The organism is Shewanella olleyana (genome assembly GCF_023283825.1).
Taxonomy (GTDB): Bacteria; Pseudomonadota; Gammaproteobacteria; order Enterobacterales; family Shewanellaceae; genus Shewanella; species Shewanella olleyana.
The window spans coordinates 120,146-133,390 of the sequence record NZ_JAKILD010000010.1 but is presented as its reverse complement, the minus strand read 5'-3'; the positions used below and the strand labels follow the sequence as shown (position 1 = coordinate 133,390).

Annotated in this window: 12 protein-coding genes; 7 read left to right on the top strand and 5 right to left on the bottom strand. The window is 40.6% G+C overall.

Annotated elements, in window-relative coordinates:
* Positions 1-21: 21 nt before the first annotated feature.
* Positions 22-2,280, top strand: coding sequence for an ATP-dependent Clp protease ATP-binding subunit ClpA (gene clpA / locus L2735_RS09230; RefSeq protein ID WP_248984420.1), 2,259 nt, complete (start codon positions 22-24; stop codon positions 2,278-2,280).
* A 144-nt stretch (positions 2,281-2,424) separates the two neighbouring features.
* On the opposite strand, the gene infA is transcribed toward clpA, so the two are convergent.
* The 3 genes from infA to aat form a co-directional block, all read right to left on the bottom strand.
* On the bottom strand, positions 2,425-2,643 hold the full coding sequence (infA, locus tag L2735_RS09225) for a translation initiation factor IF-1 (RefSeq protein WP_011496276.1): 219 nt from the start codon (positions 2,641-2,643) through the stop codon (positions 2,425-2,427).
* A gap of 84 nt (positions 2,644-2,727) precedes the next feature.
* Complete coding sequence (locus tag L2735_RS09220) at positions 2,728-3,441, bottom strand: arginyltransferase (protein WP_248984419.1); 714 nt, start codon at positions 3,439-3,441, stop codon at positions 2,728-2,730.
* Positions 3,431-4,138 (bottom strand): leucyl/phenylalanyl-tRNA--protein transferase, encoded by a 708-nt coding sequence (aat, locus tag L2735_RS09215; protein WP_248984418.1) that lies wholly within the window; start codon positions 4,136-4,138, stop codon positions 3,431-3,433. The genes L2735_RS09220 and aat overlap by 11 nt, the downstream gene beginning before the upstream one ends.
* 110 nt (positions 4,139-4,248) lie before the next feature.
* Here aat and L2735_RS09210 point away from each other — a divergent pair, with 110 nt between their 5' ends.
* On the top strand, positions 4,249-4,683 hold the full coding sequence (locus L2735_RS09210; protein WP_248984445.1) for an outer membrane lipoprotein: 435 nt from the start codon (positions 4,249-4,251) through the stop codon (positions 4,681-4,683).
* Between the two features lie 95 nt (positions 4,684-4,778).
* Here the strand turns inward: L2735_RS09210 and L2735_RS09205 are convergent, their stop codons facing one another.
* Positions 4,779-5,144 carry a hypothetical protein gene (locus tag L2735_RS09205; RefSeq protein WP_248984417.1) on the bottom strand — a complete coding sequence of 122 codons (366 nt, stop codon included), beginning with the start codon at positions 5,142-5,144 and terminating at the stop codon, positions 4,779-4,781.
* 197 nt (positions 5,145-5,341) lie between these two features.
* On the opposite strand from L2735_RS09205, the gene L2735_RS09200 reads away from it, so the two are divergent.
* The gene (locus L2735_RS09200; protein WP_248984416.1) at positions 5,342-6,109 is read left to right on the top strand and encodes a Nif3-like dinuclear metal center hexameric protein; all 768 of its coding nucleotides are present in this window, start codon (positions 5,342-5,344) and stop codon (positions 6,107-6,109) included.
* 29 nt (positions 6,110-6,138) lie between these two features.
* Entirely contained in the window at positions 6,139-8,097 is a 1,959-nt protein-coding gene (locus L2735_RS09195; RefSeq protein WP_248984415.1) for a monovalent cation:proton antiporter-2 (CPA2) family protein, read from the top strand.
* Between the two features lie 70 nt (positions 8,098-8,167).
* Here L2735_RS09195 and metG read toward each other — a convergent pair whose 3' ends face one another.
* Positions 8,168-10,210, bottom strand: a complete 2,043-nt coding sequence (gene metG, locus L2735_RS09190) for a methionine--tRNA ligase (RefSeq protein ID WP_248984414.1) — start codon at positions 10,208-10,210, stop codon at positions 8,168-8,170.
* A gap of 155 nt (positions 10,211-10,365) precedes the next feature.
* On the opposite strand from metG, the gene apbC reads away from it, so the two are divergent.
* The 3 genes from apbC (at position 10,366) to pabC (ending at position 13,227) form a co-directional block, all read left to right on the top strand.
* Positions 10,366-11,481, top strand: a complete 1,116-nt coding sequence (apbC, locus tag L2735_RS09185) for an iron-sulfur cluster carrier protein ApbC (protein WP_248984413.1) — start codon at positions 10,366-10,368, stop codon at positions 11,479-11,481.
* 9 nt (positions 11,482-11,490) lie between these two features.
* Positions 11,491-12,129: a uridine kinase gene (gene udk, locus L2735_RS09180; RefSeq protein ID WP_248984412.1), complete on the top strand. Its 639-nt coding sequence runs from the start codon at positions 11,491-11,493 to the stop codon at positions 12,127-12,129.
* Between the two features lie 252 nt (positions 12,130-12,381).
* Positions 12,382-13,227: an aminodeoxychorismate lyase gene (gene pabC, locus L2735_RS09175; RefSeq protein ID WP_248984411.1), complete on the top strand. Its 846-nt coding sequence runs from the start codon at positions 12,382-12,384 to the stop codon at positions 13,225-13,227.
* Positions 13,228-13,245 lie beyond the last annotated feature (18 nt).

Here is a 13,245-nt window from a genome sequence, read left to right as displayed (position 1 = left end):
GAGTATTTTTAGGGGGTGCTTATGCTAAACAAAGATCTCGAAGTCACCTTGAACCTAGCGTTTCAACAAGCTAGAGATTCACGTCATGAATATATGACGGTAGAACATTTATTATTAGCATTAATCAATAATCCATCGGCCAAAGAAGCATTATTGGCCTGTGGCGCGGATATTACTCGTCTCCACGAGGAAGTATCTAACTTCATTCAACAAACAACCCCATTAATCGCCGAAAGCACAGAAGAACGTGAAACCCAACCCACATTAGGGTTTCAACGTGTACTCCAACGTGCCGTTTTTCATGTGCAATCTTCTGGGCGTAACGAAGTGACTGGCGCCAATGTGCTGGTGGCTATTTTTAGCGAACAAGAATCCCAAGCTGTCTACTTACTTCGCCGTTGTGAAATCACCCGTTTAGATGTGGTGAACTATATTTCTCACGGCTTACCAAAAGATGACGACGACGCGGAAATTAATAATCCTGAAGCATCAGAAGAAGGCGGCGAGTCAGCTGAAGACAAAAGCCTTTTATCGCAATTTGCTACTGACTTAAATCAAATGTCTAAAGATGGTGTGATTGATCCATTGATTGGCCGTGACGATGAAGTTGAGCGAGCGATTCAAACCTTATGTCGTCGCCGCAAGAACAACCCATTATTAGTGGGTGAAGCGGGCGTGGGTAAAACTGCCATTGCGGAAGGACTTGCGTATCGTATCGTTAATGATCAGGTACCTGATGTCATTAAAGATGCAACCGTTTACTCATTAGACCTGGGCTCATTACTTGCTGGTACTAAGTATCGCGGTGACTTTGAAAAACGTTTCAAGGGGCTGCTTAAAGAATTAGGTAAGAATGAGCATGCGATATTGTTCATTGATGAAATCCACACCATTATTGGCGCTGGTGCTGCATCTGGTGGCGTCATGGATGCATCTAACCTGTTAAAACCATTACTGTCTAATGGCTCACTTCGCTGTATGGGCTCAACGACCTTCCAAGAATATCAAAGTATTTTTGAAAAAGACCGAGCTCTTGCTAGACGTTTTCAAAAGATTGACATCAATGAGCCTTCAGTTGCTGAGACCACCAAAATTCTTTTAGGACTTAAATCCAAATACGAAGAACATCATGGGGTGCGTTACACCCAAGCTGCGATTAGTTCAGCGGCGAGTTTGTCTGCTAAACACATCAACGACCGTCATTTACCTGATAAAGCCATTGACGTTATTGATGAAGCTGGCGCTCGTATGGTGATGTTGCCGCAAAGCAAGCGTAAGAAGACCATTGGTCAGCCAGAAATTGAAGCCATCATTGCTAAAATTGCTCGGATTCCTGAGAAGTCGGTATCGTCGACTGATAAGGATTTACTTAAAAACCTTGAGCGTAACCTTAAAATGTTGGTGTTTGGCCAAGATAAGGCGATTGAGGGGCTTAGCTCTGCAATTAGACTATCTCGTAGCGGTTTAGGTGCAGAGAAAAAGCCCGTTGGTAGTTTCTTATTTGCAGGACCTACCGGTGTAGGTAAAACTGAAGTGACCAATCAGTTGGCTTCTTGCTTAAACATGAAGCTGATTCGTTTTGATATGTCTGAATACATGGAACGTCATGCGGTTTCGCGTCTTATTGGTTCTCCACCGGGTTATGTGGGTTATGAGCAGGGCGGTTTATTAACTGACGCTGTGATTAAAAATCCTCATTGTGTGGTGTTATTAGATGAAATCGAAAAAGCGCATCCAGATGTTTATAACTTGCTACTACAAGTGATGGATCACGGTACGCTAACCGACAATAATGGTCGTAAAGCTGATTTCAGAAATGTCACCTTAGTGATGACCACCAATGCCGGTGTGCAAGAAACTATTCGCACCTCAATTGGCTTTAAGCAGCAAGATAATAGTCTTAATGCTATGTCAGAAATCAATAAGGTATTTACCCCAGAGTTCCGTAACCGTTTAGATTCGATTATTTGGTTTAATCATTTAGATTTGACCATTATAGCCAAAGTGGTTGATAAGTTCTTAATTGAATTACAAGCTCAACTCGACGAAAAACGTGTGACATTGGAAGTTACTGATGAAGCGCGCACTTTACTTGCTGAGAAAGGTTACGATAAAAATATGGGTGCACGACCTATGGGACGTGTGGTCACCGAACTGATTAAACGACCTTTAGCTGACGAAATACTGTTTGGTAAATTGGAAGCGGGTGGTACTGCCAAAGTCGATGTTAAGGACAATGAGATTGTCATTAACTGTGAATGCGAAGAAAAGGTTTCATAACTTACAATCGTGTTAACGCTTAAGTGCTAATCGTTCAATAAAAATGGCTATCTGAAATCAGATAGCCATTTTTGTATCGACGTTAATCGTTAGCCAATAAAAAACCCGACAATCAAGCCGGGTTTTTAAATAGATGAGGCAGTATTAACGTGCGCGGAAGACGATACGACCTTTACTTAAATCGTAAGGAGTCAACTGAACCGTAACTTTATCACCCGTTAAAATACGGATGTAGTTTTTGCGCATCTTGCCAGAAATGTGTGCAATCACAACATGACCATTTTCAAGTTCAACGCGGAACATTGTATTTGGCAAGGTCTCAAGGATTGTGCCCTGCATTTCAATGTTGTCTTCTTTCGCCATTAATTGGTTACCTTTATGCCTTCAAATATAAAAAAATTCGCCGTATCATGCCCCAAAAAGCGCTTGCTGTAAAGGATTGAAACACTATAGCGTGGGTTCTTTTTCAATATGTTGCCATCCATTTGCTGTTAATATTTGATATGGGCGATATAAACGTTTGTAATTCATTTTTCTATTTTCATCAATTTGATAGCCTAAATACAAAAATTGTTTACCTAACTGTTGAGCCAATTCGCATTGCACCAATATCATATAAACACCTAGCGATCGCTTGGCATAATCAGGGTCAAAGTAACTGTATATGGCTGAGAGGCTGTTATTCATCTTATCGGTAACAGCCACACCAATTAACTTATCCTGCTGGTACACTTCGATGTAAGTAGCCTCTAACCAGTCACATAATAAAAAATCATTGAATTGATCTTCGCTAGGCGGATACATGGGACCATCCGAATGGCGGCCAATAATATATTTTTCGTATAAAGCATAATGCGCTTCAGTGACTTTATTGGTGACTTTCCAATGTAAGTCTTGGTTATTTTTAAGTGTACGTTTTTGTCTTTTTGATATTGTAAACTCAGGTACTATAACTCGAATAGATTGGCATGCTGAGCAACTAGGGCATCTTGGTTTATAAATAGAATTGCCGTTTCGTCTAAAACCCATCCCTAAAAGTTGCTCGAATAGAGCACTATCCAATTGCGGTTCTTGGATGATAAGCAGTTGTTCCTTTAGTCCTTCGATATAACTACAATCAAAAGGATGGCTAATACCAACACTGATACTTCTAGAGCTCAAAATATACCTCTTGTGCTATCCAGGCCTTGCTATCGATAACCTGATTACGTAATTGTTTGAGTGTCGATAAAAAATCTTCACGGGGACAAGGTTGAGCGCCTAAGGTTTCAAGGTGCGGATTCATTATTTGCGCATCAATCAATTTAAAACCATGTTTCACGAGGTGTTGATTCAGCATCGCAAAAGCCGCTTTTGAAGCATTAGTTTGACGATGAAACATAGACTCGCCGCAAAATACCCCGCCAACTGCAATGCCATATAAACCGCCTATCAATTGGTTGTCGTCCCAAACTTCAATTGAATGGGCTTTACCCAATAAATGTAGCTGAATATATGCATCTTGAATGTCTGATGAAATCCATGTTTCTTTTTGGGTTAACCTTGGCTCGGAGCAAGCTTTGATAACTTGGGAGAAAGCATGGTTAATGGTGAAGCGCCATTGGCTCTTACGAATAAATTTCTTCATGGTTTTATTTAACGGCTGAGGCTTTGGCAAAAAGATAGCCCTAGGCTCAGGAGACCACCACAGAATTGGGTCATCATCGTTAAACCATGGGAAAATGCCTTGATAATAAGCTTCAACTAAACGTTGAGGTGATAAATCGCCACCAACTGCGAGTAAGCCATTGGGTTCATCAAGTGCTTGCTGCGGATCTGGGAAGTGCGGAAGATGATTTAAATAAGACAGTGAGTTCACAATTAAGTATATTATTTACTAAACCTTATGCATACGTTAGCGGAATTTTGCTTATGTTGAAACTCACAAACACCTCAGTGGTGGCATTTAGTGCGCTTTTAGCCTTATTAATGTCGCTTGTTAGCACTTCTACTATGGCTGCTTACGATAGAAATCAAGCCGTACCTGTTGAAAAAGTCATCTATGGGCATGTTACTTCCATTAAACATGTCACAGAAACCCAATTAGTCGAAGACCGAAACCTTGGTTGGAAAACGTTTGGCGGGGCGTTAATTGGTGGTGTTATTGGCCATCAGTTTGGTGGCGGTTCAGGTCAAGATGTTGCTACGGTTCTTGGGGCTTTGTTAGGCGGGGCTGCTGCGAATCGATACGGCAATTCAACTCGCACTCTTGAGTACCAGTTAATTGAGATGATGATTAACTTAGATGATGGAACACAAGTCATGGTGATCCAGGACCTAGATCCAGGTATGACGTTCGTGGCTGGTGATGAAGTTCGAGTGGTTTACCTTACAGGTTATGTAAGAGTCGATATTGCTATGTAGTTTGCTCTTGCGCTTAAGGCTTTAACAAGTAAACAAATGCGATAATAAAAAAGGAGCCAGAGGCTCCTTTTTAGTTTTTATAGATTTAGCGAATATTAGAAACCGCGTGGTAGAGTATTCTTACCCGCATTTGCTAATTTTTCACGCCATAACTCTTTAGGTGTTTTACCACCTGAAGTGTTCGCTTTCTTAGTAACTGGCTTTTTAGCTACTGCTTTCTTAGCTACTGATTTAGCAGCAGGCTTTTTTGCCACTTCTTTTTTAGCGGCAGGAGCTTCTGCTGCTGGCTGACCTTGAGTCGCTTCAAGGTGCATTTGCTCAAGATCGCTAAAGCGTAAAGACTTGCCGCCATCAATTTTATACCAACTGCCTTTCTGTTCAATTTCAACAGTTTTTGAAGTTTGCTTTTCAAGAGCAGCTTTTAATTCGGCGATAAGCGCTTCTTTAGTCAAGTTTGACATTTTGAGACCTATTTTTCTGTAATGAATAGTTTATTTAATGTTTTCAACATCCCTTAGGCCTAATTTTAGTGTTTAATGCACCCAAAAGTCCAATTTAAGCAAAAATAGCCTAGCAAACAATCAATCTTAACAAGGGTTTTTCAATAAGTATTGGACTACGTTACACTGTTGGTATCAAAAATTTTAGGGTTAGTTTTATGTCATTAACGTCTGTATCTCGCCAACAATTATCCAAATATCTAAATGATTTCCTTAATGTAAACCAATTTAAAGATTATGCACCCAATGGGCTACAAGTGCAGGGAACTGACGAGATAAAAACTATTGTAACTGGCGTTACAGCTTGCCAAGCCTTGATTGAGCAAGCTGCAGCGCTGAATGCCGATGCTATTTTAGTTCATCACGGATTCTTTTGGAAAAATGAGCCTGAAGTGATAACAGGGATGAAATACAATCGAATTAAAGCCTTAATGACTCACGACATTAATTTATTCGGCTATCATTTACCTTTAGATGCACATCAAACCTTGGGTAATAATGCAGAACTTGCCAATCAATTAGGTTTAATCGATGTAGAAGTGTGTGCTGATATACCGCAAAACCTACTATGGAAGGGAAAACTGCCTAAGCCGTTAAGCGTTTCGCAAATGAATGAGCTGCTAACTGAAAAACTGAATAAGCAACCACTTCATATCGGTGATAAAACGCAGCCTATTTCTACACTTGCATGGTGTACCGGCGGCGCGCAAGATTATATCGATCATGCTGCATCACTCGGTGTCGATACGTTTATTAGTGGTGAAGTATCAGAGCGAACTTATCATTGTGCCATGGAGCAAGGGATCCATTATTTTGCAGCAGGTCATCACGCGACTGAGCAGTTTGGTATACAAGCTTTAGGGCAACATTTAGCGCAAGAATTCGGCATTACGCATCATTTTATTGATATTGTTAATCCAGTTTAACTTTCTGATACCGCTTAAGGAATAGCATTATGACAGAGTATTTTATCCAAGCATTTATTTACCTATCAGCTGCAGTTATTGCAGTTCCGATAGCACAAAGAATGGGTTTAGGCTCAGTGCTTGGATATTTAATTGCTGGGGTTGTCATTGGACCGATCGTTGGGCTAGTTGGCAGCGAAACTAACACCATTCAGCATTTTGCTGAGTTTGGTGTGGTCATGATGTTATTTTTAGTAGGTCTAGAGCTTGAACCTAAAATGCTCTGGTCTATGCGGCATCGATTAGTGGGCATGGGCGGCCTGCAGGTTGGCTTATCGGCTGGTATTGTGATGGCCATCGCATTGATGTTTGATATGCCTTGGACTGTGGCGTTAACCATTGGTTTAATTTTCTCTCTTTCCTCAACAGCAATTGTACTGCAAACCTTAAATGAAAAGGGGTTAACCAAAACAACAGCGGGCAATAATGCGTTTGGAGTGCTGTTATTCCAAGATATTGCCGTCATCCCTATGCTTGCGCTCATTCCTCTTTTAGCCCTTCCTGAGTTAGTTGAGGCTGCACAATCCTCGGTGTCAGCCGCTGCTGACCATCACGAAGAGCTTTCTTTGGTTGCTGACTTACATGGCGGCTTATATGCGCTTGTATTAGTGCTTTCAATCGGTTTAGTGGTTTTTGGTGGACATTATTTGAGTCGTCCTATTTTTAGATTTATTGCCGATTCTGGTGTGCGTGAGATTTCAACTGCTGCAGCATTATTATTAGTGATTGGTATTGCTGTTCTAATGAGCTTAGTCGGAGTTTCTCCTGCACTCGGCACCTTTTTAGCGGGTGTGGTACTCGCTAATAGTGAATTTAAACATGAGCTTGAAACTCATATTGGTCCATTTAAAGGCCTGTTACTAGGTTTATTTTTTATTACAGTTGGGGCAGGGATCGACTTTGAAATTCTGTGGAATTACTTAGGGGCGATATTAGGTATTACAGCTGCAGTGATGATGTTAAAAGCGTTGGTTTTACTCATATTGAGCTTTATATTTCGCATCAAAGGCAGCGATAGGTGGTTATATACCTTAAGTTTGGCGCAAGCAGGGGAATTTGGCTTTGTATTATTAAGCTTTAGCCAACAGAACTTGGTTATTTCCCCTGAAATAGCGCAACCACTATCGATAGTGGTTGCTTTATCTATGTTCCTTACACCGGGCTTATTCATTTTTTATGAGAAAGTTATCTTACCAAAATACCAGCAAACATCTAATGACCGTGAGCAAGATGAAGTGGATGATCAAGGCACTGTCATTATTGCGGGAATTGGCCGTTTTGGTCAGATTGTTAACCGTTTATTACTATCTAACGGTGTTAAAACGGTCGTGTTAGATCACCAAGCTACTCAGGTAGATAATTTACGAAAGATCAATACTAAAGCTTATTATGGCGATGCCACTCGACCTGACTTACTTGAAACGGCCGGAGTTGCTACGGCTTCGGCATTTGTTGTCGCGATTGATAACCCACAAAGTAGTGTTGAATTGGTAAAACATCTCAAACATAAATATCCTAATTTAAAAGTCATTAGTCGTGCTTTTGACCGTGGCCACGGTCATTTATTACGTCAAGCTGGAGCGGATTATGTTGAGTCTGAAACCTTTAGGTCAGCATTGAAAGTCGGCGCTGAGTCAATGAAAGCCATGGGGTTCTCTTCAGAGTTAGTAGAAAGGCAAAAGCAGACTTATATGAAGGTAGAAAAAGAAGCTTCAGAAGTGCTGTATAACGAATGGGTTGGTCGTTCTGATGGAGAGAAGTTTGGCGGTGACTTCATTAATCTATTCATTGAATATGAAGAGCGTTTGAAGGAAGCTATTGAAGCAGACACTGAAGCCTATAAAAGCCAACGGTTCGCGCAAGAAACCCCTTGCGACCCTGACAAAGGTGAGTGTGGTCAAGCTCATGACCACGAAAGCGAGCATTCAAAGAGTAAGTTGATGTCTTAATACAGATTTATTGAAGATAAAAAAGCCGTCATATGACGGCTTTTTTATTATCAATGAGTGATTACATTAATTACATCACTCGCATTCCAGGTTTAGCGCCTGCATGAGGCTCTAAAATCCAGATGTCTTTGCCACCAGGACCAGCTGCCAATACCATACCTTCTGATTCACCGAATTTCATTTTACGTGGTGCAAGGTTGGCTACCATGACAGTATGCTTGCCGATTAAATCTTCAGGCGCATAAGCTGATTTGATACCTGCAAATACTTGTTTAGTCTCACCGCCTAAATCAAGTTCTAACCTTAGTAGTTTGTTGGCTTTTTCGATGTGTTCTGCTTTAGCAATAAGCGCGATACGCAAATCGATTTTAGCAAAGTCATCAAACGTAATTTCAGGCGCTAAAGGCTCTTTTTCAAGTTCTGTTTGAACAGCTTCTTCTTTCGGCGCTTCAGTTTGCGTGACTTGAAGGTTTTCAGTTGAAGATTCGATAATAGCTTCAATACTCTTCATTTCAATACGCTGCATTAACGCTTTGAATTTAGCTATCTCATGTCCTGCTAAATCTTGGTCTAAATTATCCCAAGTTAGCGTGATTTGAAGGAAGCTTTCAACGTTAGCTGCTAGTGTTGGCAATACTGGCTTTAAGTAAGTTACTAGAATGCGGAACAAGTTAAGTGCATTACTACAAACTTGATGCGCTTCTTCTTGCTTATCTTCTTGTTTAATTAACTGCCATGGCGCAGCTTCTGCAACGTATGCGTTGGCTAAATCAGCAAGTGCCATGATTTCACGCATCGCTTTACCAAACTCACGAGTTTCGTATAGCTCTGCAATAGTCTCTTGTTTAGCAAGGAAGGCTTCGGTTAACGATGTATCGTTAATTTTTGCTAACTTGCCATCAAAACGCTTACTAATAAAACCTGCCGTGCGTGATGCAAGGTTAACTAATTTACCGACTAAATCAGAATTAACACGTTGAGCAAAGTCTTCAAGATTTAAATCTAAATCATCAACACGGTTATTCAGTTTTGCAGCGTAGTAGTAACGCAAGTATTCAGGATCTAAGTTGTCTAAATAAGTACGTGCTTTAATGAACGTCCCTTTTGATTTAGACATTTTAGCGCCATTGACTGTGACATAACCGTGGGCAAAAATTGCTGTCGGTTTACGAATGCCTGCACCATCAAGTACAGCTGGCCAGAATAAACCGTGGAAATTGACAATATCTTTACCAATGAAATGATAAAGTTCTGCAGTTGAATCTTTAGCCCAAAAATCATCAAAGTTGATGTCATCTCTACGATCACATAAGTTTTTAAATGAGCCCATATAGCCGATAGGCGCATCTAACCAAACGTAGAAGAATTTGCCTGGCTGATCAGGGATTTCGAATCCAAAGTAAGGTGCATCACGAGAGATATCCCATTGTTGCAAACCTTGTTCAAACCATTCTCTTAATTTGTTAGCGATTTCAGGTTGCATAGAACCTGATGAAAGCCATTCGCCTAACATGGTTTCAAATGCAGGTAAGTCAAAGAAGAAATGCTCACTGTCTTTCATGACAGGTGTCGCGCCTGAAACAGAAGAGTATGGGTTGATTAGATCAGTTGTGCTGTATGTCGCACCGCAGTTATCACAGTTATCACCGTATTGATCTTCACTCTTACATTTTGGGCAAGTGCCTTTAACGAAGCGATCTGGCAAGAACATTTCTTTTTCAGGGTCAAATAACTGCGAGATAGTTTTACTTTTGATGTAGCCGCCTTCTCTCAGTTTTAGATAAATCTGAGTCGAGAGTTCCCGGTTCTCATCACTGTGCGTGCTGTGGAAGTTATCGAACTGGATATTAAAATCAGCGAAATCTTGTTCATGTTCTTTTTGAACTTGTGCAATCATTTCTTCAGGAGTAATACCCATTTGTTGAGCTTTGAGCATGATTGGTGTGCCATGGGCATCATCAGCACAAATATAGTGACATTCATGTCCACGAAGCTTTTGGTAGCGAGACCAAATATCAGTTTGAATATACTCAAGCATATGACCTAAATGGATAGGACCATTGGCATATGGGAGGGCACTTGTCACCAGGATTTTACGTTGTGAATTTGTCATTTTGTCTCAACAATCGATTACACTAAATATATGGTCAAGATACTAACCGATCAAAGTGATTATTTCATCAAACAACAACAAAAACGGCTAAATTAGCGCTCATTTTTCTCTAATTCTGGTACACTTGGGCAAATTTTTCGCTGGGAGTTCTGCTTTTGTCTACTTCGCATACAGATTATCAATTAAGTGATGACCTTCTTGGTCCAGTATTGAGTATTTTAGATGCATTCCAAGATCCGTATTTAGCCGAAGGGTTAGTGTCTGCGGGTTGTGTTAACAAACTTGCCATTGAGGGCAAACGTTTGTTATTAGGCTTGGTTTATCCATACCCTTGTATGACGCAGTACCGAGATACCGTCATGGATGTGACAAAAAAACTCGCCGTTTTAGATGCTATCGACGAAGTAGAATGTGAAATTGACTTCCAACCTCGCGTATTTTCAGCTATTGCTTCAGTAGAACCTATTCCGAATATCAAGCAAGTGATTGCAGTCGCTTCAGGTAAAGGCGGTGTGGGTAAATCAACCACAGCCGTTAACCTAGCGTTAGCGTTAAAAGCTGAGGGCGCTGAAGTGGGTATTTTAGATGCCGATATCTATGGCCCATCAATTCCAATGATGCTTGGCCTACAAGGTTTTAAACCGACATCACCAGATGGCAAAATGATGACCGCCGCTTCGGCTCATGGCATTTCTGCTCAGTCAATTGGTTTTATGCTAGGTGACGGTGAAGCGGCAGTTTGGCGTGGACCGATGGCAGCAGGTGCGTTAAACCAATTATTAACAGAAACCCAGTGGCCAGAATTGGATTACTTAGTGATTGATTTGCCACCTGGAACAGGTGATATCCAATTAACCTTGTCACAAAAGTTTCCTGTAAGCGGCACTGTCGTGGTTACCACACCACAAGATATCGCACTTGAAGATGCCAAAAAAGGTATCACTATGTTCGAAAAGGTGGATATCCCAGTCTTAGGCATTATCGAAAACATGAGTTTTCACCTGTGTCCTGAATGTGGTCATAAAGAACATCCTTTTGGTACTCACGGCGGCAGTAAAATTGCTGAACGTTATAATGTACCTTTATTGGGTGCATTGCCGCTTAATATTAATATTCGTGAATCAATGGATGAAGGTAACCCTGCGGTTGCAAGTCAACCTGATTCAGAAGTTGCTACAATATATCGTGAGATTGCCCGTAAAGTAGGTGCTCAACTTGCGAAGCAGCAAAATAAAAACACAGTTTCAATCAGTATTTCAGACGACGAGTAAGGTTAAGTAATGAATTCTCAGCAATGTGTCATTATTGGTATCGCAGGTGCTTCAGCATCAGGCAAAAGTTTAATTGCCCAAACGATTTTTGAAGAGCTCAAGCGCGACCTAGGCACCGACCAAATCGGTGTGATTAATGAAGACGCTTATTACCGTGACCAAAGTCATATGACAATGGAAGACCGTGTTAAAACCAATTATGATCACCCTAAAGCTTTAGACCATCAGCTATTGGCTGAACACCTTAAGCAATTGAAGAAAGGTGAACAGGTTAACATTCCTTGTTATAGCTACAAAGAACATACTCGTGTTAGCAAAACCCTTGATATGCAACCTAAAAAGGTCATTATTTTAGAAGGGATTTTACTACTAACTGACCCGAAACTACGTGAATTAATGGATGCCAGCGTATTTATGGATACGCCATTGGATATTTGTTTCTTACGTCGTTTAACACGTGATGTAGCTGAACGTGGTCGTACTATGGAATCAGTGATTGCTCAGTATAAAGCCACTGTTCGCCCTATGTTTTTACAGTTCATCGAACCATCAAAACAGCACGCTGATATTATCGTTCCTCGCGGTGGTAAAAACCGCATTGCTACAGATATTCTTAAAGCAAGAATTCAACATCTGTTAGCGAGATAATCTAAAGATAACAAGGATGTGATCTCAGATTTGCTAGAAAAGGGCTCCATTCTTATGGAGCCTCAATTCTTAACTGAGGCCACTCTGGCATCAGTGTCTATATTCTTTTTTATTCACGCTTGCCAGTATCTTTAATCACTATTTTGCAATGTTAGCTATTAGCTGCGAATATTGAATTAAATAGTTAGTTAAGAATAAATAAGCCAGCCTAAATTATTAAACGAGTTTATTTAACCATGAGTTAAGGAAGTCATGTCTTCGGTATTTGTGAATGGACAATCTGATAATACGATTCAAGCTCTCGATAGGGGACTTGCCTATGGAGATGGGGCATTCGCCACTATGCGTGTCTGTGAAGGTCAAATATTATTTTTGCCTGAACATTTACTAAGGCTGCAACAAAGCTGTCAAAGATTAGGGTTTAGCATTGCAGATATTGACTCAATATCTCAGCGTTTAAACGTTCATGCTCAAACGCTAGGACAAGGCTGTATTAAACTACTGCTTAGCCGTGGAGTCGGTGGGCGAGGTTATACTGCTCCTGAATCACCAAATATTTCTGAAGTGATCTCTTTGCATGATTTACCTGCTTCTTATGCCCATTGGCAAGCTTGTGGAATATCTTTAACACTTTCGCCAGTTTTATTAGGCAAACAGCCATTACTTGCAGGCATGAAACACCTTAATCGCCTTGAGCAAGTGCTGGTAAAACAACAAACACTACCTGAAAGCGTTGATGACTGGTTAGTGTTAGATGCTGACAACCATGTTGTTGAGTCTTCTATGGCGAATATATTTATTGTTAAAGATAATCAAGTCACAACGCCTGCGATGAATCAATGTGGTGTATCAGGAGTGATGCGTGAACAAGTGATTGATGCCTTATTAACGAGCAATATTGCGGTCATGGCGAAAACGATAAGCTTGAGTGATTTACAAAATGCTGAACATGTATTTATCACTAATAGTTTATTAGGTATGGTGAATATCAACAGTATTAATTTGGGTGTGATTAATTCAAATTTAAGCTCGAACCATCATTATAAACCGTGGGCTATGACCCATAACGTATTAACTCAGCTTAACCTTTTATACTAGAGCCCTTATTTAAAATAA

Excerpts from the sequence above, each read along its gene's own strand:
- clpA (WP_248984420.1), top strand. The coding sequence starts at position 22 with ATGCTAAACAAAGATCTCGAAGTCACCTTGAACCTAGCGTTTCAACAA.
- infA (WP_011496276.1), bottom strand. The coding sequence starts at position 2,643 with ATGGCGAAAGAAGACAACATTGAAATGCAGGGCACAATCCTTGAGACC.
- L2735_RS09210 (WP_248984445.1), top strand. The coding sequence starts at position 4,249 with ATGTCGCTTGTTAGCACTTCTACTATGGCTGCTTACGATAGAAATCAA.
- L2735_RS09205 (WP_248984417.1), bottom strand. The coding sequence starts at position 5,144 with ATGTCAAACTTGACTAAAGAAGCGCTTATCGCCGAATTAAAAGCTGCT.
- L2735_RS09200 (WP_248984416.1), top strand. The coding sequence starts at position 5,342 with ATGTCATTAACGTCTGTATCTCGCCAACAATTATCCAAATATCTAAAT.
- L2735_RS09195 (WP_248984415.1), top strand. The coding sequence starts at position 6,139 with ATGACAGAGTATTTTATCCAAGCATTTATTTACCTATCAGCTGCAGTT.
- metG (WP_248984414.1), bottom strand. The coding sequence starts at position 10,210 with ATGACAAATTCACAACGTAAAATCCTGGTGACAAGTGCCCTCCCATAT.
- udk (WP_248984412.1), top strand. The coding sequence starts at position 11,491 with ATGAATTCTCAGCAATGTGTCATTATTGGTATCGCAGGTGCTTCAGCA.
- pabC (WP_248984411.1), top strand. The coding sequence starts at position 12,382 with ATGTCTTCGGTATTTGTGAATGGACAATCTGATAATACGATTCAAGCT.